The sequence below is a fragment of the Pantoea sp. X-Soil-ISGK-259 genome (assembly GCF_059730705.1).
The window spans coordinates 3,958,155-3,977,766 of sequence record NZ_AP035986.1; the positions used below are offsets into that span (position 1 = coordinate 3,958,155).

Below are 19,612 nucleotides of genomic sequence, written 5' to 3' on the forward strand. Positions count from 1 at the left end.
GCTAATGATTGGCTGCGCATTATACGGACTTCCTTGCCCGCTGTCTCTTGCGCCTGCCTGAAGCAGGCATCAGATGAAATTTCCGGCCAGCTGTGGCTAAATGCGCTTTCCTTTCTCTCTGATAAAAAAGACATATGGCCGCCATTCTTCATTTCCTGCTGGCGCTGGTGGTGATTTTCGCCCTTGCGCTGCTGGTCAGTCATGACCGTAAACAGATTCGTCTGCGCTTTATTATTCAACTGATTGTGGTGGAAGCCGCGCTGGGTTGGTTCTTCCTTCACTCCGCCGGAGGGCTGGCACTGGTCGGATCGTTTGCCGGTTTCTTTGAGACGTTGCTGGGGTTTGCGGCGCAGGGCACGGAGTTCGTTTTTGGCGGAATGAGCAAACAGGGGCTGGCGTTTATCTTCCTTGGTGTGCTCTGTCCGATTGTCTTTATTTCGGCACTCATCGGCATATTGCAGCACTGGCGCATCCTGCCGCTACTGATTCGTGTTTTCGGAACGCTGCTGTCGAAGATTAACGGCATGGGCAAGCTGGAGTCATTCAACGCCGTCAGCACACTGATCCTCGGTCAGTCAGAAAACTTTATCGCCTATAAAGGGATTCTGGGTGATATCCCACCGCGCCGGCTCTACACCATGGCAGCGACCGCGATGTCCACCGTTTCGCTGTCGATTGTCGGTGCTTATATGTCGATGATTGAACCGAAGTATGTGGTTGCTGCACTGCTGCTTAACATGTTCAGCACCTTTATTATCCTGTCGATCATCAACCCGATGGAAAGCCGGGATGAGCAGCCTATCGCGCTGGAAAAGCTGCATGAAGAGCAGAGCTTCTTCGAGATGCTGGGTGAGTACATCCTGGCAGGCTTCAAAGTGGCGATGATTATTCTGGCGATGCTGATTGGCTTTATTGCTCTGATTGCTGCCGTTAACGCGCTGTTTGCGGCGGTGTTTGGCTACAGCTTCCAGCAGCTGCTCGGCTATCTGTTCTATCCTCTGGCCTGGCTGATTGGGATTCCGAAAGCCGATGCCCTGCAGGCGGCAGGCATCATGGCGACTAAGCTGGTCGCGAATGAGTTTGTGGCGATGATTGAACTGCAGAAAGTCGCGGCGGGCATGAGTGCGCGCGGGCTGGGTATTCTGTCGGTGTTCCTGGTCTCTTTTGCTAACTTTGCCTCGATCGGCATTGTGGCGGGCGCAATAAAAGGCCTGAACGAGAAACAGGGAAATGTGGTTTCCCGCTTTGGCTGGAAGCTGGTCTATGGCTCCACACTGGTCAGCCTGCTCTCTGCGGCCTTTGCCGGTCTGTTTATCTGACTATTTAGCGGGCGGCAGCTTCGCCGCCCGCTTTCGCCCTAGAACCCGACACAGACGGGTGCATCTACCCGCATAACCGACTCCTGACCAAACCGTTTTTTATAGAGGGTACGTAACGCCTCAATATCCTGATTGGTCGCGGGATCGATACCGTGGATCAGCATCAACGCTTTACTGTTCTCTCTTGCCAGTTGACCGTTCTCGCCCAGCCATTGACCTTTAGCGTCATAGACCGACAATCCCGCTTTGAAACGTGGCGTGACTTCATTATCCACGAAGTTCATCCAGTCGAGTGAACTCACACTGCCGCCATCTGGCTTGCTGAGTCCGAACCACAACGTGGTCTGCATCATCATGTCGCCACCGGCACAGATGGGGTGCGGTTTAGTCGGCGGCGCGTGGCGCGTCTGGCAACCCACCAGCAGCAGAGCCATTACAACAGGGAATGCAATAACGCGGGACATAAATCAGTTATCCTCATAGGTGACCAGTGGTCATCATATGTGGCTGCCGCTGAAAGCGGAAATAGTTCGTTATTTTCCTGTAAGACGCTTATGCCTGTTATGGCGTGGCTCGCCTCGCTATACTTCACCCATCTTTCCGTAAATTGAGTACCGCTTATGATCCGCAGTATGACCGCTTATGCCCGCAGCGAAGCCAAAGGCGAATGGGGCAGCGCAGCCTGGGAGCTGCGTTCTGTTAACCAGCGTTATCTGGAAACTTACATCCGTTTGCCTGAACAGTTTCGTGGGCTGGAGCCGGTTATCCGCGAGCGCATTCGCCAGCGTCTGACGCGCGGTAAAATTGAGTGCAACCTGCGTTATGATGCCGATCCCAGCGCTCAGGGCGAACTGATGCTGAATGAAACGCTGGCGAAACAGCTGGTGCAGGCTGCTAACTGGGTAAAAATGCAGAGCGACGAAGGCGCGATTAATCCGCTGGATATTCTTCGCTGGCCGGGCGTGATGTCTGCGCAGGAGCAGGATCTGGATGCCATCAACACACAATTGTTACAGGCACTGGATGGCGCGCTGGACGATTTCATTGCGGCGCGCGAAAGCGAAGGCACCGCGCTGAAAGCGATGATTGAACAGCGTCTGGAAGGCGTTTCGCAGGAAGTCAGCAAAGTGCGCGCGCAGATGCCTGACGTGATCAAATGGCAGCGTGAACGCCTGGTCGCCAAACTGGAAGATGCTGAAGTCCAGCTGGAAAACAATCGCCTTGAGCAGGAGCTGGTGATGATGGCGCAGCGTGTTGATGTGTCCGAAGAGCTGGATCGTCTGGATGCACACGTTAAAGAGACCTACAACATCCTGAAAAAGAAAGAGGCTGTAGGCCGCCGTCTCGATTTCATGATGCAGGAGTTCAATCGGGAATCGAATACGCTGGCATCAAAGTCGATCAACGCCGAGATCACCACTTCCGCGATCGAACTGAAAGTGCTGATTGAACAGATGCGCGAGCAGATTCAGAACATCGAGTAATTTCCCGCCCGGCAGGTCAGTTATAAAGCGTCAGCAATGGCGCTTTGTTCATTTTTCAGGCATTATCTTTCGGGTTTCACCTCCCTATGTGGCTTTTGACTCCCACCTGCGGCTTCATTATCACGTAAAGATTGATAAACGTTCATTTCCAGACACTTCCGGAACACACTTTAATCATGCTTTGCATTTAGGATGATTTCTTTTTAAGTTTCTGATTTTAAAATAATTTTTCTGAATTTAACTCTTTTTACGTTCCCGACGCACTGTCTCCATGAAACAGATCAATCCTGTGAATCACGGAGTTTCCCTTTTTTTGAAGGCACTTTTTGATAAAGTATCGGTCGAATTCAATACAGCCGTACCGCTTTAAGACTCATGGAAGTGCTCTTTATGCGATACCCCCCTCAACTTCCATGAAGGTTGTTAATGAAAAACACCGGAAAATTTAGCAGTTCGCTGCTGCATCCGCGTTATTGGTTTACCTGGTTTGGCCTTGGCGTACTCTGGCTGCTGGTCCAGCTTCCTTATCCTGTTCTCATGCGTCTCGGTGCCGGTGCCGGCAAAATCTCTCGCCATTTCCTGCAGCGCCGCGAGCGTATTACCCGTCGTAACATCGAACTCTGCTTCCCGGGTATCAGTGAAGAAAAAATCGAACACATGATCGCTGGTAACTTCGCATCGCTAGGCATGGCCCTGGCTGAAACCGGTATTGCCTGGTTCTGGTCTGACCGGGCAGTTAAACGCCTGTTTAACGTTTCAGGTATGGATAATCTTCACGCTGCGCAGAACGAAAAGCGCGGTGTGATGCTGATTGGCGTACATTTCATGTCGCTGGAGCTGGGCGGACGCATCAGTGGACTCTGTCAGCCGATGATGGCGATGTATCGCCCGCACAATAATCAGGCGATGGAGTATGTGCAGACCAAAGGCCGCATGCGTTCTAATAAAGCGATGATTGACCGTCGTGATCTGCGCGGTATGGTTCATGCTCTGAAACAGGGTGAATCGGTCTGGTTTGCACCAGACCAGGATTACGGCCCTAAAGGCAGCACCTTTGCGCCACTGTTTGCGGTGGAAAAAGCTGCCACTACCAACGGGACTTTTGTTCTGTCGCGTCTGGCGAAGCCAGCGATGGTACCGATTATGCTGATTCGTAATCCAGGAAATGATGGCTACCATTTAATCATCGAACCGATGCTGGAAAATTATCCTCATACCGATGAGGCTGCTGCTGCCGCTTACATGAATAAAGTGATCGAAAATCAGATCCTGCGTGCACCCGAACAGTACCTCTGGCTACATCGCCGATTCAAAACCCGTCCGCCGGGTGAACAGTCACTCTATATCTGAGTAAACTGATAAAGCAGGCCGCGTGCCTGCTTTTTTGTTTTAATCTCCGGGTTCACTCCTTTTGTTCCTCCCTTTCCTCTTTCCCGATCCCCCTCTCCTCATCATGCCTCTCGCGTTATAGCAATGGCTCTTGTTTCTGCTGCTCAACATGCCTGTTCTGCGGTAAGCAGGCTGGTATCAGAGAGATTATTAGGGAATGATGAATCTTCTTATCTCGTTATTAACGGACACCTTATGGATATCAATGACACACAGCAGTGGCAGCGTCCGCTGATTGACGATCGCCTCACACCTTACATTGAAGTGGATGCAGCACGCCTGGAATGCAACCTGCAGCATATGCAGCGCAAAGCCCGTGCGGCTGGCGTCGCGTTGCGTCCGCATATCAAAACGCATAAAAGCGTCTGGATTGCCCGGCGACAGATTGAGTCTGGCGCGCAGGGGATCACCGTCTCAAAACCCAGCGAAGGCATCAGTTTTATTCAGGGTGGTATACGCGATCTGTTGTTAGCCTATCCGGTTGTACATCCGCAAAGCGTGGCTGAATTACTGCGCCTCGCCGTGCTTCATCAGGTCAGACTCACCCTGATTGCGGACAGCCTGCAGGGCGTGGCGGCGATCGCTGAGGCCTGCCAGCATCAGCCAGGGTGCGAACTGGCGGTGGCGATTAAAGTGGATGTTGGGTTACATCGCATTGGCGTCAATCCCGATACAGATGACGCCGTGCTGATTGCCCGGGCATTACAGGACAAGGGATTACGCTTTGCCGGATTAGTGTCACATGCCGGTCACGCTTATGGTGCGGGTCATGCCGCAGCCATTGCGGAGGTCGCCCGCCAGGAAACGGCATTGATGCAGCGCGTTCAGGCAAAACTGCAGGCTGCGGGTTTTACCGACTGCCCTCTCTCAGTGGGGTCAACCCCAACTGCGCTGGCAGCAGAGATTGCGCCCTGCATTAATGAAATCCGGCCCGGTAACTATGCACTGTTGGATCTTACTGCCTGCCGCCTTGGGTTAAGCCACGTCGATCAACTGGCAATGAGCGTCATTACCCGCGTTGTGGCGGTAAACGATCATTTCGCCATTGTTGACGCCGGATCAAAAATGCTGAGTTCGGATAAAGGGCCGCACGGCACCAATGCCAGCGGCTTTGGTGTTGCAGCAGACGAAGCGGGCAATACCTATGAAGTGACGAAGTTATCCGAGGAGCACGGTTTTCTGCTGTTTCAGGATCGCCGCCCTGAAGTCGGCACGCTGCTGCGTATCTTCCCGAATCACAGTTGCGCAGTGATGGCGCAGTCGGATGGCTTTGTTCTGCGTCACGCCAGTGGTCATAGCGAAGATCATGCCGTTTCTGCGCGTGGCAACTTCATCTGATTCTGCGGCAGACAGCCTCATCCGTTGTCTGCCTTTAGTACGAAACCCTGTCAACACCACACTTCTACTGTTACACCGTTTTAACAAGTCTGGCCCCATGCTTTAATGCCTTTTTCGCTTATCCATTGGAGGTTACATGCTCTCCTCTCGCACGCTGAGCCTGACGATCCCACGTCACTGGTTAGATCTTTATGAAACTATCTGGAAGCCGGAATTTTTCGCAAAGTGGGCATCCGGGTTAACGCACAGTGCATTAGAACCCGATGGACATCGCTGGCGTGCTAAAGGGCCCCTGGGCAATGTGAAGCTCAGGTTCTCACCACACAATCCGTTTGGCGTAATGGATCACTGGATTGATAACGGCTCAGGAAAGGAGATCTATGTGCCGATGCGCGTGATCGCTAATGAACAGGGTGCCGAGGTAATGGTTACGGTTTATCGCCAGCCATTTACTTCAGATGAGAGATTTAAGCAGGATATTGAATGGGTTAGCAATGATCTGGAGAAACTCAATCAGCTTCTGACACAGTAAATCAAGGACTTAGAGTCCGTTTTTCTCTGTACTTATTGCTGGTCGCTAACGAAAAAAAATAGAAAAACTTCTGACATTAAAGCATAAAGCGCTTATCTGATTACTCATCCCCGATACACATTTACCACCAACCCTGCTTAAGCATCTCCGCCAGGAAAATTCCTGGCTTAACCCGCTATCAGATAGCTGATCTTCCCGGATTTCAGGCTTCTCTGTCTCCCCTGATAACGTTCTGCCTTAGAGACATACATTAATCATCAACAGTTGTTTATCACTGCTCTCCTGAAGATTTAATATTTATCATGCATAAAGTGAAACCATTTATTTCTGCGGTCGTGTAATCAGACTTTTCTTATGGTGTTAAATTAAATAAAACAATGTATAAATCATTCCACACACAGCAATACCCATAATGATAAAGCAGGAAAAAGTCATGGACCGCTCAACCTATCCTTTGTTATCAGAAAAAGAATTCGTTGAGATTGCCGCAAGGATGCTGGCAGGAGAATATAAAAATACAAAAGGATTTATTCGTGATCTGGCGGAATTTCTGTTAGCTGCAGGGGATTCCGCCATGACACGAAACAGGGAATTTACCAGGGATATCTATTTTTTATCTGAGCATCATTTGATTGAATCAATAATAACATGGCAAGCCTGGAGAGGTATTTCAGGACTTCGGCCGGAAAAATTGCACTAACTAACGGTGTCACAGCAACCTCTTCTTGCCGTTACACAATTATTTAATTCTCACAGAGTTGATGAACTCTAACGAGTATATTATGGCAATACGTGAAAGCAGTCTTAATAGCGCAAAATGGTCTCTGCTCTCTTCAATCAAAATTATTGGCATTGGCGTGTTGCAACTCTCGTTGCTGGCGCAGATTCTGCAGGCGAATGAGCTTAACCTGCTGGCGATTGCCATAATTGCCTTACTGTTTATTGATACTCTGGCCGATCGCGGCTTCTCAAATACACTGATCCGTCGCTGTATGCTCTCAATCAATGACCTCTCAACCATTTACTGGGGTAATATGTTGATGGGTGTCGCGGTGTTTGGTCTTTTATTTACGGGCAGTCACCTGCTGAACAGCCTGTTTAATCAGCCCGAACTGGCTCTCATGCTGCAGATGGTCTCAGTGGTGTTTATTATCATCCCTCAGGGTCAGCATTACCGTGCGGTATTACAGCGTGAAAAGCAATATACACGCATTGCTTTTGCTGAAACGTCCTCAGTATTAGCCGGACTTGCAGTCACCTTATTTACCGTCTGGCTGACACCTTCTGTATTATGTGCGATCTGGGGTTACCTTGCGATGGCTTCCATTCGCATGCTGATTTACTGCTACTATGGTCGTTCATGGTTCCAGCCGGAATATCACTTTAATCTGAATGCTTTTGCTAAAATTCGCGCAAGAAACAAATAATAAAATAAGTCTGTATGGTGGGCTCTGAGCATCCGAAACGATGCGTTGGCGTGCTGTTAACCAGCACGCCTTTCTTTTTATTAATCCTGTCGATATATTTTTACTCCTTTCTTTAGCTGCAGCATCCCATTCTTTCTATCTCCTTTACAGACCAATGTCTGACCTGCAAATTTCTGGCCGTCATGGGCTGTAAATCTCCCCCTGGTTCTGAGTCAGTTAACACCAGCCAGGCCCGCGCGACTCCTCTGCACATCGTCTCATCTTAACCTTCACCAGCATTCATCATCGGTTTTGCACTGAAAAGTCTTTCTATGCTGATGCCGGGCCGGACTGGTATACACTGCGCAAATCCCGGACGCCGACCACCTGAAATCTCTGTCGCCGCCTGTTAAGCAATGCTGTAGCCTTGCCGCCGTCTTACTGGAGTCTGCTATGTTACTGACCGTTCTCTACATTATTGGTATTACTGCTGAAGCCATGACAGGTGCGCTGGCGGCGGGTCGCCGCAAAATGGATCTGTTCGGGGTCATTATTATTGCGTCAGTGACCGCAATCGGTGGTGGCTCGGTGCGCGATATCCTGTTGGGTCACTATCCGCTGGGTTGGGTGAAAAATCCCGAATACATCATGATTGTGGCGGCTGCGGCGGTTGTCACCACATTCCTGGCGCCCCTGATGACCCACCTGCGCAAAGTTTTTCTGGTGCTGGATGCATTAGGTCTGGTGGTCTTTTCGATTATCGGCGCGCAGGTTGCACTTGATTCCGGACACGCCATGATTATTGCCGCGATAAGCGCAGTGATTACAGGTGTCTTTGGCGGCGTACTGCGTGACATGTTCTGTAATCGCATTCCGCTGGTGTTTCAGAAAGAGCTGTACGCCGGTATCGCTTTCGCCTCGGGCTGGATGTATATCCTGCTGCTGAAAACCACGCTGGCGCATGAAGCGGTGATTATCATTACCCTGCTGTTCGGCTTTTTTGCCCGTTTACTGGCGCTGCGCTTCCGTCTCGGTTTGCCGATTTTCAACTATCCCCACCCCGAGCATTGAGGACGCAGGAATACCCTGCTGTTGCAGGAACGCGATGAGGGCCTGCAGACGGGCATCCTGAAACTGCTCAGCCAGGCGCGTTGCCAGCCCCGCACCAACGCCCTGCAGAGTTTGCCAGGCCATAACATCCCGCCGCATTACGCTCTCCCACTGCTGATCGGGCAGCGCATTCAGGGCTTTTTGCGGCAATGAAACGCCAAGGGCCTTCACCCATCGACGAAACGGTTGCTGACGAGTGAGATTAAAACGGTGCCAGAGCTGATCTGCACGTTCAGGAGAAAGACCCGTCGCGGCGGCAATCTGTTCCGGTGTTAACGTCAGCCAGCCGAACAGATGTGTCATACTGCCGCTTTCCAGTAAGCGCAGCCAGGTGCTGCGCTCAACCCCAGGAATATTCAGCACCGTTTTCTGGCTGAGCCAGCGTAATTTCGCCAGTAACTGCTTCTGGCACTCAGCGCTGAAGGTATAACAACTCAACGGCGTATAACGCGACGCCTCGGGAGGCTGAGGATAATGTCGCTCTGCCACGCGCCAGATGACCCGCTCCAGCCGGGGAATGCCCTGACCCGCCAGACTCAGCGTGACCACATCGCCCGCTACGATATCGCTCTCCTGCCAGCGACGTAGCGATCCGACATTAACCCGCCTGACCGTTTTATCATCCAGTTGCACTGGCTGAAGATTAAGTACCGCCGCTATTTTTCCGGTTCGGCCAATGGGGAAATCGACGGAGAGCACTTCAGCACTGACTTCAGGAGGCTGATATTTCCAGGCAACCGCCCATATACCCTCGCCTGGCAGCCAGTTTTTGCCTGCAGGCCGCAGACTCTGATGAACCACCACGCCGTCTGTGACAAAAGGCAGCGCAGCATGAAACCAGCGCTCACGCCAGATGGCTACGTCCTCTTCATCTTTAACGTTGTGGCTCCATTCTGCTGCAATGCCCAGCCCCCAGCGGCTGAGTTGCTCATGGCGCTCCGTCATTGTGGCGGGACCATCTGGCCATGCCCAGATGAAAACACCGAGCGAATCCAGCAGCGGAGTCCGCTGCCTGCTCATCATCGCGCCGGCCACCAGTGAGCGCGCATTTTTGCCGCCATCAATCGCCTGCTGATGACCGTTCATCAACAAAAACAGCTCGCCCTGCAGTACAACCTCGTCGAGAGGGGTCTCGATATGCAGCGGAATTGCCGGGATCCAGGCGGCTTTAGCCAGCCACTCTTCACCGCGCAATCCATCGCCACGACTTAACAACGAGACCAGCCTGCCATGGCGATACACCAGTGAAACGGCGATGCCATCAACTTTTGGCTGCACCCAGAGATCGCGTCGCCCCTGCATCCAGTAAGCCAGTGCCAGCTTGTCGCGCATCTTTTTTACGCCAGTATGGGCGATTGGATGCAGGTGCTCACCCTTGCCAGGCAGTTGCGGGGAATAAGTGGGCTGAGAAGCGCTAAAGCAGTGTTGCCAGGTAACAAGCCGCTGCTGCAGCGCATCGTAATCCGTGTCAGCCACCGGACTCTGCCCCTGGCGATAGTAAGCGTCATCCCAGTGTTGCAGTTGCTGTTGCAAACGGCCAATCTCTTCAGTCGCCCGTACGGGTGTCCAGACCGGACAAACGGCACTGTGCGCAGGCCATAGGGCGAACCACAGAATAATCGCAGATAGCGGCCAGCCGAATCCTTTCATACTCTTTCCTCTGACGTTTTGTGGCATTCAACAGCAATGCATTAGCGTCAGCCAGAGGCGAGGTTTCGTTCCGGAAGAGATGCCAGGGTAATCCGTGAACCATTACAGCTGCCCGACAGAGATTTGCGCGCAGAGGCGCAAAAGATTGAGTGTTGTCGCTGCGCAAACGCTGCGTGGCAACGGGAAGCTGTGTATACTGTGCAGGAAATCGACTCCGCTTTTAATCAATTCAAGAAAACCATGGCTCAAGGCACGCTCTATATTGTTTCTGCTCCCAGCGGTGCAGGGAAATCCAGCCTGATTCAGGCACTGTTAAAGACCCAGCCGTTGTATGACACGCAGGTCTCTGTTTCGCACACGACGCGCGGTATGCGTCCGGGTGAAACCCATGGCGAACATTACTTTTTTGTTGAGAAACATGAATTTGAGCAGATGATCGCGGAAGATGCTTTCCTCGAACATGCCCGGGTTTTTGACAACTACTACGGTACGTCACGCCATGCCATTGAGCAGGTGCTGGCAACCGGCGTTGACGTGTTCCTCGACATCGACTGGCAGGGCGCGCAGCAAATCCGCGCTAAAATGCCTGGCGCACGCAGCATCTTTGTTTTGCCGCCTTCGAAAGAAGAGCTCGATCGCCGTCTGCGCGGTCGTGGTCAGGACAGCGAAGAGGTGATCACACGTCGCATGGCTCAGGCAGTAGCGGAAATGAGCCACTACGCCGAGTATGACTATTTAATTGTGAATGATGATTTTGATCTGGCGCTGTCCGATCTGAAAACCATTATTCGCGCAGAACGTCTGCGTATGGCGCGTCAGAAGGCGCGTCACGATGCTTTAATCAGCAAACTGTTGGCAGTCTGAATACAGTTTCAGTATGATGCGCAGTCATTTCTTCATCTGTGGAGTAGCACACCTATGGCACGCGTAACCGTTCAGGACGCAGTAGAAAAAGTTGGTAATCGTTTTGACCTGGTGTTGGTCGCTGCACGTCGTGCACGTCAGATGCAGGTTGGCGGCAAAGATCCGCTGGTTCCGGAAGAGAACGATAAACCTACCGTTATCGCCCTGCGCGAAATCGAAGAAGGTTTGGTCACCAATCAGATTTTAGATGTGCGTGATCGTCAGGAACAGCAAGAGCAGGAAGCCGCTGAGTTACAGGCCGTTACCGCTATCGCTGAAGGTCGTCGTTAACAGCCACCTGCAGGTCGCCCTTGTATCTGTTTGAAAGTCTCAATCAACTGATTGAAAAATACTTGCCAGAGGAGCAGATCAAGCGCCTCCAGCAAGCCTACCTTGTCGCACGTGATGCCCACGAGGGACAGACACGCTCCAGTGGTGAGCCTTATATCACCCATCCGGTTGCCGTGGCCTGTATTCTGGCGGAAATGAAGCTCGACCATGAAACGCTCATGGCCGCGCTGCTGCATGACGTGATCGAAGATACGCCCGCCACTTACCAGGATATGGAACAGCTGTTCGGTAAAAGCGTGGCGGAGCTGGTCGAAGGCGTTTCAAAGCTGGATAAGCTGAAATTCCGCGATAAGAAAGAAGCGCAGGCTGAGAACTTCCGCAAGATGATTATGGCGATGGTGCAGGATATCCGCGTCATTCTCATCAAGCTGGCTGACCGCACCCATAATATGCGCACCCTTGGGTCTTTACGCCCGGACAAACGTCGCCGCATCGCGCTGGAAACGTTAGAGATTTATAGTCCGCTGGCACACCGCCTGGGTATTCATCACCTTAAAACAGAGCTGGAAGAGCTCGGTTTTGAAGCACTTTACCCGAACCGTTATCGGGTGATTAAAGAGGTGGTGAAAGCTGCGCGTGGTAATCGTAAAGAGATGATCCAGAAGATTCTTTCTGAGATTGATGGCCGTTTACAGGAAGCGGGCATTCCCTGCCGCGTCAGCGGTCGCGAAAAGCATCTTTACTCGATTTACCGCAAAATGACACTGAAAGAGCAGCGTTTTCACTCGATCATGGATATCTATGCCTTTCGCGTCATCGTGAAAGATCTGGATACCTGCTATCGCGTTCTGGGCCAGATGCACAGCTTATATAAGCCGCGTCCGGGCCGCGTTAAAGATTATATCGCCATCCCCAAAGCCAACGGCTATCAGTCGCTCCATACCTCCATGATCGGCCCGCACGGCGTGCCGGTTGAAGTGCAGATTCGCACCGAGGATATGGATCAGATGGCAGAAATGGGGGTCGCTGCGCACTGGGCTTATAAACAGGCGGGCGAAAGTGGCACCACTGCACAGATTCGCGCGCAGCGCTGGTTGCAAAGCCTGCTCGAGCTGCAGCAGAGTGCGGGCAGTTCATTTGAATTTATTGAAAGCGTGAAGTCCGATCTTTTCCCTGATGAGATCTACGTCTTTACGCCTGAAGGCCGCATTGTTGAGTTGCCAACCGGCGCGACGCCGGTAGATTTCGCCTATGCGGTGCACACCGATATCGGCCACGCCTGCGTCGGCGCACGCGTTGACCGCCAGCCTTATCCGCTGTCGCAAACCCTGACCAGCGGTCAGACGATTGAGATCATCACCGCGCCAGGCGCTCGTCCAAACGCCGCCTGGCTCAATTTTGTCGTCAGTTCCAAAGCCCGCGCCAAAATTCGTCAGCTCCTGAAGAACCTCAAGCGCGAAGACTCGGTTAATCTGGGTCGCCGCCTGCTCAGCCATGCGCTGGGCGGTAGCCGTAAACTGGCTGAAATCCCGGCTGAGAATATCAGACAGGAACTGGACCGCATGAAGCTGACTTCCCTTGATGATCTGCTGGCGGAAATTGGCCTCGGTAATGCGATGAGCGTGGTGGTGGCGAAGAACCTGCTGCAGGCTGACAGCAAGGCCATCACCAGCACCAGCAAGCGCGGTAAACTGCCGATTAAAGGCGCAGATGGCGTGTTGATTACCTTCGCCAAATGCTGCCGACCGATTCCTGGTGACCCGATTGTTGCCCATGTCAGTCCTGGCAAAGGGCTGGTGGTGCATCATGAATCCTGCCGGAACATTCGTGGCTACCAGAAAGAGCCAGAAAAATTCATGCCGGTCGAGTGGGATAAAGTCACCGAGCAGGAGTTCGTAGCAGAAATCAAAGTCGACATGTTTAACCATCAGGGCGCGCTGGCTAATCTGACGGCGGCCATCAACACGGCGGGTTCGAATATTCAGAGCCTGAATACCGAAGAGCGTGATGGTCGCGTCTATAGCGCCTTTATCCGCCTCACCGCACGTGACCGCGTTCATCTGGCGAATATCATGCGTAAAATTCGCGTGATGCCGGATGTGATCAAAGTCCACCGTAACCGTAATTAGGCATGAACGATCAACGTTTTGCCCGGATTCAGGCGATGCTGGCACTGCGCCAGCACGACCTGACGGTCTGCATGGAGCAGGTGCATAAACCACACAATGTTTCAGCGGTGATCCGCACGGCCGACGCCGTTGGCATCCACGAAGTGCATGCCGTCTGGCCGAGCCAGCGGATGCGCACGCAGGCTTCCGCGTCTGCCGGCAGCAACAGCTGGGTGAAAGTGGTCACCCATCCCACCATCGGCGATGCCGTAAAACAGCTCAAACAGCAGAAGATGCAGGTTTTAGCGACCCATCTCTCCGCCGATGCGGTGGATTTTCGTGAGATCGATTATACCCTTCCCACCTGCATTCTGATGGGGCAGGAAAAAACCGGCATCACCGAAGAAGCGCTGGCGCTGGCTGATCGTCAGATCGTGATCCCCATGGTGGGTATGGTGCAGTCGCTGAATGTCTCGGTCGCCTGCGCGCTTATCCTCTATGAAGCCCAGCGACAGCGGCAGAACGCCGGTCTTTACCTGCGCGATTACAGCCTGCTGGACGAGGATGAGCAGCAACGCCTGCTGTTCGAAGGCGGATTCCCGGTGCTCGCGCGGGTCGCAAAGCAGAAAGGTCTACCCTATCCGCGCATCAATGCGCAGGGCGAAGTCGACGCCGATCCCAGCTGGTGGGCAACCATGCAGACGACCGGTAAAAGACGATGAAAGGCCGTCTGCTGGATGCCATTCCGCTCAGTACACTGACCGGCGTCGGTGCCAGCCAGGCAGCAAAACTGGCCAAAATTGACCTGCACACCGTTCAGGATCTCCTGCTTCATCTTCCGCTGCGCTACGAAGACCGCACCCAACTCTATGCTATCAATGATCTGCTTCCCGGTATCTGGGCCACAGTCGAAGGCGAAGTGCTGCACACAGATATCACTTTTGGTCGTCGCCGGATGATGGTGTGTCAGATCAGCGATGGCAGTGGCGTGCTGACAATGCGCTTCTTCAATTTTAATGCCGGGATGAAGAACAATCTGTCGCCGGGACGGCGTGTTACCGCTTATGGTGAAATTAAGCGCGGTCAGCGCGGCGCTGAGATTATTCATCCCGAGTACCGCATCCAGGGCGAGCAGAGCAATGTGACGCTGGAAGAGACCTTAACACCGGTTTATCCCACGACCGAAGGCATTCGACAGGCCACGCTGCGTAATCTCACTGACCAGGCACTGACGCTGCTGGAAAGCTGCCCGATTGCCGAGCTGTTGCCGAAAGAGTTAAGCGGCGGCTTAATCAGCCTGCCAGATGCGCTGCGCACACTGCATCGTCCGCCGCCCGATCTCCGGCTCAGCGAGCTGGAAAGTGGCCGTCATCCGGCACAACGCAGATTAATTCTTGAAGAGCTGCTGGCGCATAATCTCAGCATGCTGGCAGTGCGCGCAGGCGCTCAGCGCTATTACGCGTTACCGATGCCGCCGCGACACAATCTCAGTGACCAGCTGCTGGCCGCGCTGCCTTTCTCGCCGACCAATGCGCAAAAGCGCGTGGTGGCGGAGATAGAGAAAGATCTGGCCAATGATTTCCCGATGATGCGGCTGGTGCAGGGCGACGTCGGCTCGGGTAAGACACTGGTGGCTGCGCTCTCTGCGCTGAACGTTATCGCCCATGGCAAGCAGGTTGCGCTGATGGCACCGACCGAACTGCTGGCTGAACAGCACGCCAGTAACTTCCGCCAGTGGTTTGCGCCGCTGGGGATTGAAGTCGGCTGGCTGGCCGGAAAACAGAAAGGCAAAGCCCGCCAGGCACAGCAGGAGGCGATAGCCAGCGGTCAGGTGGCAATGGTCGTGGGCACACACGCTCTGTTTCAGGAGCAGGTGCAGTTCAATGGTCTGGCGCTGGTCATTATTGATGAGCAGCACCGCTTCGGCGTTCACCAGCGACTGGCCTTGTGGGAAAAAGGTGAGGAGCAGGGTTTCCATCCGCATCAGCTGATCATGACCGCCACACCGATACCGCGCACCCTGGCGATGACCGCGTATGCCGATCTCGATACCTCAACCATCGACGAACTGCCGCCGGGACGTACTCCGGTGACCACCGTGGCCATCCCCGATACGCGACGCGAGGAGATTGTGGCGCGGGTTGAGCATGCCTGCCGGGAGGGACGTCAGGCCTACTGGGTCTGCACGCTGGTTGAAGAGTCAGAGCTGCTGGAAGCACAGGCGGCAGAAGCCAGCTGGGAATCCCTGAAAACCGCGCTGCCCGACTTAAATATCGGACTGGTGCATGGCCGCATGAAACCCGCTGAAAAACAGGCGGTCATGCAGGCGTTTAAAGCGAATGAACTCCAGCTGCTGGTAGCGACGACCGTCATTGAGGTCGGCGTGGACGTGCCGAATGCCAGCCTGATGATTATCGAAAACCCTGAGCGGTTAGGGCTGGCACAGCTGCATCAGTTGCGAGGCCGTGTGGGTCGTGGTGCCGTGGCATCACACTGCGTACTGCTCTATAAAGCGCCGCTGAGCAAGACGGCGCAGAAGCGTTTACAGGTACTACGCGACAGTAATGACGGCTTTGTTATTGCCCAGTTCGATCTGGAGATTCGCGGACCGGGTGAACTGCTGGGCACACGTCAGACCGGCAACGCCGAATTTAAAGTGGCCGACCTGCTGCGCGATGCAGCGATGGTGCCCGAAGTTCAGCGTGTGGCGCGCCACATCCACCAGCACTATCCCGAGCAGGCCAGCGCCCTGATTGAACGCTGGCTGCCAGAGAACACCCGTTTTACCAACGTCTGAATGAGACCCCTTCAAGTCGGCTTTTATATCCACGCAGGGCAAACGATTGCTTTTGCCCGGCGGATGATTACAATCGCCACATTATTTTTTGGGAAGAACAGAAGATGTCCACCAATCCTCAGCCAGACCAGCCTTCCGCCACGCAAAGCGAACTGATTTATCGTCTTGAAGATCGTCCACCTCTGCCGCAAACGCTGTTTGCCGCTGGTCAGCATCTGCTGGCGATGTTTGTCGCGGTCATCACGCCCGCCATACTGATCTGTCAGGCGCTGGGCCTGCCCGCAGAAGATACCCGGCACGTTATCAGCATGTCGTTGTTTGCTTCAGGTGTGGCATCGCTGCTGCAAATCAAAACCTGGGGACCGGTGGGTTCGGGTCTGCTGTCGATTCAGGGAACCAGCTTTAACTTTGTGACGCCTTTGATCATGGGCGGGATGGCGCTTAAGAATGGCGGCGCTGACGTGCCCACCATGATGGCGGCGCTATTTGGCACGCTGATGGTGGCCTCCTGTACCGAAATGGTGCTGTCACGCGTATTGCATCTGGCTCGCCGGATTATCACGCCGCTGGTTTCCGGTATCGTGGTGATGATTATTGGGCTGTCGCTGATTCAGGTAGGACTGACTTCGATTGGCGGTGGTTTTAGCGCGATGAGTGACCATACCTTTGGCGCACCAAAGAATCTGATGCTGGCCGGTGCCGTGCTACTGGTGATCGTGCTGCTTAACCGGCAGAAAAACCCCTATTTGCGCGTCGCCTCCCTGGTGATTGCGATGGCCGTGGGCTATCTGCTGGCCTGGGCGATGGGCATGCTGCCGGCAGCGGGCATCCCTGCTGATCAGCCGCTGATCGTGGTGCCGACCCCGCTCTATTACGGGCTGGGCTTCGACTGGAATCTGCTCATCCCGCTGATGCTGGTGTTTATGGTGACCTCCCTGGAGACCATCGGCGATATCACAGCCACCTCGGATGTGTCGGAACAGCCGGTCAGCGGCCCGCTCTATATGAAGCGCCTGAAAGGCGGTGTGCTGGCGAATGGCCTCAACTCCTTTGTCTCCGCGCTGTTTAACACTTTCCCTAACTCCTGCTTCGGTCAGAACAACGGTGTGATTCAGTTGACCGGCGTGGCCAGCCGCTACGTGGGCTTTGTTGTCGCACTGATGCTGATCGTGCTGGGGCTGTTCCCGGCGGTCAGCGGTCTGGTGCAGATGATCCCTGAGCCGGTACTCGGCGGCGCAACCATTGTGATGTTCGGCACCATTGCCGCCTCAGGTGTTCGCATCGTGTCACGCGAGCCGCTTAATCGTCGCGCCATCATGATTATCGCGCTGTCGCTGGCGGTGGGTCTGGGCGTGTCTCAGCAGCCACTGATCCTGCAGTTTGCCCCCGACTGGCTGAAAACGCTGCTCTCTTCCGGCATTGCCGCAGGCGGTATTACCGCAATCGTGCTCAACCTGATTTTTCCGCCAGAGAAGTAAGGCCACAGGCAGGCTTCGGCCTGCCTGCTAATTATTCGGATTTACATCCAGGCTGTTGAGCTGTAACGGTAATTCAGGCATAACAACCTCTCACCGGATTTAACTCGGGAAGGATGCTATGAAATTTATTGGAAAGTTTTTCCTCACCTTACTTTTACTGCTGCTTTTTACCCTGGTCGTGATCTATGTACTGCTGCAGACACAGTGGGGTGCAGGCTGGTTTAGCCGTTGGGTGAGCGACAAAACCGAATGGCATCTCTCCCTGAGTAAAATTGAACACAATTTCTCTTCTCCCTCTCATATCATTCTGGATGACTTCAGCTTTGGTCACGATGGTCAGCCTGCGGTGCTGGTCGCGAAACGGGTTGATCTCGGCCTGGCGCTGATTCAGTTCAGCGATCCGCTGCATTTCAGCAGCCTTGAGCTGCGCGATGGGGAAGTGAATCTGGCTAATCTGGCGCAGGGCAGCACGCTGCCGATTCAGGCCGATCGCCTGCAACTCAATAATATGCGTATCGACAGTCCCAAGAGCGCATTACCGCTGTTTGCTCAGCAGGTTAATGGCGGCATCCTGCCGTGGAAGCCCACGGGGCTGGATATGCTGGGTCGCGATGCCCGCTTCCAGATGAGCGCAGGCAGCATGACGCTGAATAATGTGCCGGGTGAAAACGTCCTGATTCAGGGCAGTGTTTCCCAGGGTCGGATGCGCTTTGACAATATTGGTGCCGACCTGGCGCGTGGCTCCATGACCGGTAACGGTGAGCGCGATGCCCAGGGCAACTGGAAAATTAATCAGCTGCGACTGAACGACATCCGTCTGCAGACTACCAGCAGCCTGAAAGATTTCCTGCATACCCTGCAGGTTGTTCCGTCAATTGCCATTACCCGCCTCGACATGACCGATGCCCGTCTGCAGGGGCCTGACTGGGCGGTGACAGATCTGGATCTGACGCTGAGAAACGTTAACTGGCAGGGAGATGACTGGCAGAGTAACGACGGTTCACTGGCGCTGAATGCCAGCAATTTTATCGACGGTGGATTCGAGCTTAATGACCCTATCCTTAACCTGGATTTCTCACCGCAGGGTGTGGCGCTGACACAATTCAGTTCACGCTGGGCGAACGGGGTGATTCGGGCTGACGGTGACTGGTCGCGCAGCAATAAGCGCCTGACGCTGAAAAATCTGGCCGTTGCCGGACTGGAATACACGCTGCCGCAGGACTGGCGTGACCGCTGGCAGGCGACACTGCCCGCGTGGCTGGAGAGTGTAGAGGTAACGCGTTTCACCTCTAACCGTAACCTGATTATCGATATTAATCCGGCGTTTCCCTTCCAGCTGACTTCACTGGATGGCGCTGGCGAAAACCTGCTGCTGGCTCAGCAGCATCAGTGGGGGATCTGGTCGGGTAAGCTCAGCCTGAACGCGGCAGAATCGACCTTTAACCGCACCGATCTGCGTCATCCGTCGATTGCGCTAAGTGCTGACCCGCAGCAGATTCAGGTTACTGAACTGAGTGCGTTCAGTAACAAGGGCCTGCTCGAAGGAACCGCCACCGTAGGTCAGCAGCCAGCCCGTCCGCTGACGCTGCAACTGACGGGTCGGGCAGTGCCGGTGAATGTGTTGCAGAACTGGGGATGGCCCGTATTGCCGTTAACCGGTGACAGTAATATGCAGCTGCAACTAAGCGGTGCATTACCCGCAGGCCAGCCACTGCGCCCGACCGTGAATGGCACTCTGTCGGTGACGACGGACAGTCAACAGTTACAGCAGACAATGCAGGCCGGTCAGGTGCGTTAACAGGATCAA

Annotated in this window: 17 protein-coding genes; 15 read left to right on the forward strand and 2 right to left on the reverse strand. The window is 53.9% G+C overall.

Translation table 11 applies throughout. From position 1 onward, the window contains the following. Positions 1-134: 134 nt before the first annotated feature. Positions 135-1,319 (forward strand): NupC/NupG family nucleoside CNT transporter, encoded by a 1,185-nt coding sequence (locus AC6I77_RS18870; protein ID WP_003851335.1) that lies wholly within the window; start codon positions 135-137, stop codon positions 1,317-1,319. Positions 1,320-1,357: 38 nt separating this feature from the next. Here the strand turns inward: AC6I77_RS18870 and AC6I77_RS18875 are convergent, their stop codons facing one another. Then, on the reverse strand, positions 1,358-1,783 hold the full coding sequence (locus tag AC6I77_RS18875) for a DUF3574 domain-containing protein (protein ID WP_078805324.1): 426 nt from the start codon (positions 1,781-1,783) through the stop codon (positions 1,358-1,360). A gap of 156 nt (positions 1,784-1,939) precedes the next feature. On the opposite strand from AC6I77_RS18875, the gene AC6I77_RS18880 reads away from it, so the two are divergent. The 7 genes from AC6I77_RS18880 to AC6I77_RS18910 all read left to right on the forward strand — a co-directional run bounded on the left by AC6I77_RS18880 (position 1,940) and on the right by AC6I77_RS18910 (position 8,539). Then, positions 1,940-2,803 carry a YicC/YloC family endoribonuclease gene (locus tag AC6I77_RS18880; protein WP_003851337.1) on the forward strand — a complete coding sequence of 288 codons (864 nt, stop codon included), beginning with the start codon at positions 1,940-1,942 and terminating at the stop codon, positions 2,801-2,803. 426 nt (positions 2,804-3,229) lie between these two features. Further along, a complete protein-coding gene (lpxP, locus tag AC6I77_RS18885) occupies positions 3,230-4,153 on the forward strand; it encodes a kdo(2)-lipid IV(A) palmitoleoyltransferase (RefSeq protein ID WP_003851339.1) in 924 nt (307 codons plus the stop codon). A 234-nt stretch (positions 4,154-4,387) separates the two neighbouring features. After that, complete coding sequence (locus tag AC6I77_RS18890) at positions 4,388-5,530, forward strand: alanine racemase (RefSeq protein ID WP_039660562.1); 1,143 nt, start codon at positions 4,388-4,390, stop codon at positions 5,528-5,530. 136 nt (positions 5,531-5,666) lie between these two features. Continuing rightward, a complete protein-coding gene (locus AC6I77_RS18895; RefSeq protein WP_039660561.1) occupies positions 5,667-6,062 on the forward strand; it encodes a hypothetical protein in 396 nt (131 codons plus the stop codon). A 433-nt stretch (positions 6,063-6,495) separates the two neighbouring features. Further along, the gene (locus AC6I77_RS18900) at positions 6,496-6,762 is read left to right on the forward strand and encodes a hypothetical protein (protein WP_039660605.1); all 267 of its coding nucleotides are present in this window, start codon (positions 6,496-6,498) and stop codon (positions 6,760-6,762) included. Positions 6,763-6,844: 82 nt separating this feature from the next. Continuing rightward, the gene (locus AC6I77_RS18905) at positions 6,845-7,489 is read left to right on the forward strand and encodes an oligosaccharide flippase family protein (RefSeq protein WP_110411758.1); all 645 of its coding nucleotides are present in this window, start codon (positions 6,845-6,847) and stop codon (positions 7,487-7,489) included. A 432-nt stretch (positions 7,490-7,921) separates the two neighbouring features. Beyond that, positions 7,922-8,539: a trimeric intracellular cation channel family protein gene (locus AC6I77_RS18910; protein ID WP_008926964.1), complete on the forward strand. Its 618-nt coding sequence runs from the start codon at positions 7,922-7,924 to the stop codon at positions 8,537-8,539. Here AC6I77_RS18910 and ligB read toward each other — a convergent pair. Beyond that, entirely contained in the window at positions 8,477-10,228 is a 1,752-nt protein-coding gene (ligB, locus tag AC6I77_RS18915) for an NAD-dependent DNA ligase LigB (RefSeq protein ID WP_078805328.1), read from the reverse strand. The two genes, AC6I77_RS18910 and ligB, sit on opposite strands and share 63 nt — an antisense overlap. A 240-nt stretch (positions 10,229-10,468) precedes the next feature. On the opposite strand from ligB, the gene gmk reads away from it, so the two are divergent. The 7 genes from gmk to AC6I77_RS18950 all read left to right on the forward strand — a co-directional run bounded on the left by gmk (position 10,469) and on the right by AC6I77_RS18950 (position 19,603). Next, positions 10,469-11,092 (forward strand): guanylate kinase, encoded by a 624-nt coding sequence (gmk, locus tag AC6I77_RS18920; RefSeq protein WP_033743562.1) that lies wholly within the window; start codon positions 10,469-10,471, stop codon positions 11,090-11,092. Between the two features lie 54 nt (positions 11,093-11,146). Further along, a complete protein-coding gene (gene rpoZ / locus AC6I77_RS18925) occupies positions 11,147-11,422 on the forward strand; it encodes a DNA-directed RNA polymerase subunit omega (protein ID WP_003851346.1) in 276 nt (91 codons plus the stop codon). Positions 11,423-11,442: 20 nt separating this feature from the next. After that, positions 11,443-13,551 (forward strand): bifunctional GTP diphosphokinase/guanosine-3',5'-bis pyrophosphate 3'-pyrophosphohydrolase, encoded by a 2,109-nt coding sequence (gene spoT, locus AC6I77_RS18930; RefSeq protein ID WP_003851347.1) that lies wholly within the window; start codon positions 11,443-11,445, stop codon positions 13,549-13,551. Between the two features lie 2 nt (positions 13,552-13,553). Next, complete coding sequence (gene trmH, locus AC6I77_RS18935; protein WP_140916510.1) at positions 13,554-14,252, forward strand: tRNA (guanosine(18)-2'-O)-methyltransferase TrmH; 699 nt, start codon at positions 13,554-13,556, stop codon at positions 14,250-14,252. Then, entirely contained in the window at positions 14,249-16,327 is a 2,079-nt protein-coding gene (recG, locus tag AC6I77_RS18940) for an ATP-dependent DNA helicase RecG (protein WP_003851349.1), read from the forward strand. The genes trmH and recG overlap by 4 nt, the downstream gene beginning before the upstream one ends. A gap of 104 nt (positions 16,328-16,431) precedes the next feature. Beyond that, positions 16,432-17,805, forward strand: coding sequence for a nucleobase:cation symporter-2 family protein (locus tag AC6I77_RS18945; RefSeq protein WP_003851350.1), 1,374 nt, complete (start codon positions 16,432-16,434; stop codon positions 17,803-17,805). Positions 17,806-17,923: 118 nt separating this feature from the next. Continuing rightward, positions 17,924-19,603, forward strand: a complete 1,680-nt coding sequence (locus AC6I77_RS18950) for an AsmA family protein (RefSeq protein ID WP_003851351.1) — start codon at positions 17,924-17,926, stop codon at positions 19,601-19,603. Positions 19,604-19,612: the final 9 nt, after the last annotated feature.

Bases quoted from the DNA above. Each gene is read 5' to 3' on its own strand.
- rpoZ (WP_003851346.1), top strand. From the start codon at position 11,147: ATGGCACGCGTAACCGTTCAGGACGCAGTAGAAAAAGTTGGTAATCGT.
- AC6I77_RS18905 (WP_110411758.1), top strand. From the start codon at position 6,845: ATGGCAATACGTGAAAGCAGTCTTAATAGCGCAAAATGGTCTCTGCTC.
- AC6I77_RS18875 (WP_078805324.1), bottom strand. From the start codon at position 1,783: ATGTCCCGCGTTATTGCATTCCCTGTTGTAATGGCTCTGCTGCTGGTG.
- recG (WP_003851349.1), top strand. From the start codon at position 14,249: ATGAAAGGCCGTCTGCTGGATGCCATTCCGCTCAGTACACTGACCGGC.
- ligB (WP_078805328.1), bottom strand. From the start codon at position 10,228: ATGAAAGGATTCGGCTGGCCGCTATCTGCGATTATTCTGTGGTTCGCC.
- AC6I77_RS18870 (WP_003851335.1), top strand. From the start codon at position 135: ATGGCCGCCATTCTTCATTTCCTGCTGGCGCTGGTGGTGATTTTCGCC.
- lpxP (WP_003851339.1), top strand. From the start codon at position 3,230: ATGAAAAACACCGGAAAATTTAGCAGTTCGCTGCTGCATCCGCGTTAT.
- AC6I77_RS18900 (WP_039660605.1), top strand. From the start codon at position 6,496: ATGGACCGCTCAACCTATCCTTTGTTATCAGAAAAAGAATTCGTTGAG.
- gmk (WP_033743562.1), top strand. From the start codon at position 10,469: ATGGCTCAAGGCACGCTCTATATTGTTTCTGCTCCCAGCGGTGCAGGG.
- AC6I77_RS18880 (WP_003851337.1), top strand. From the start codon at position 1,940: ATGATCCGCAGTATGACCGCTTATGCCCGCAGCGAAGCCAAAGGCGAA.
- trmH (WP_140916510.1), top strand. From the start codon at position 13,554: ATGAACGATCAACGTTTTGCCCGGATTCAGGCGATGCTGGCACTGCGC.
- AC6I77_RS18950 (WP_003851351.1), top strand. From the start codon at position 17,924: ATGAAATTTATTGGAAAGTTTTTCCTCACCTTACTTTTACTGCTGCTT.
- AC6I77_RS18945 (WP_003851350.1), top strand. From the start codon at position 16,432: ATGTCCACCAATCCTCAGCCAGACCAGCCTTCCGCCACGCAAAGCGAA.
- AC6I77_RS18895 (WP_039660561.1), top strand. From the start codon at position 5,667: ATGCTCTCCTCTCGCACGCTGAGCCTGACGATCCCACGTCACTGGTTA.
- AC6I77_RS18910 (WP_008926964.1), top strand. From the start codon at position 7,922: ATGTTACTGACCGTTCTCTACATTATTGGTATTACTGCTGAAGCCATG.
- AC6I77_RS18890 (WP_039660562.1), top strand. From the start codon at position 4,388: ATGGATATCAATGACACACAGCAGTGGCAGCGTCCGCTGATTGACGAT.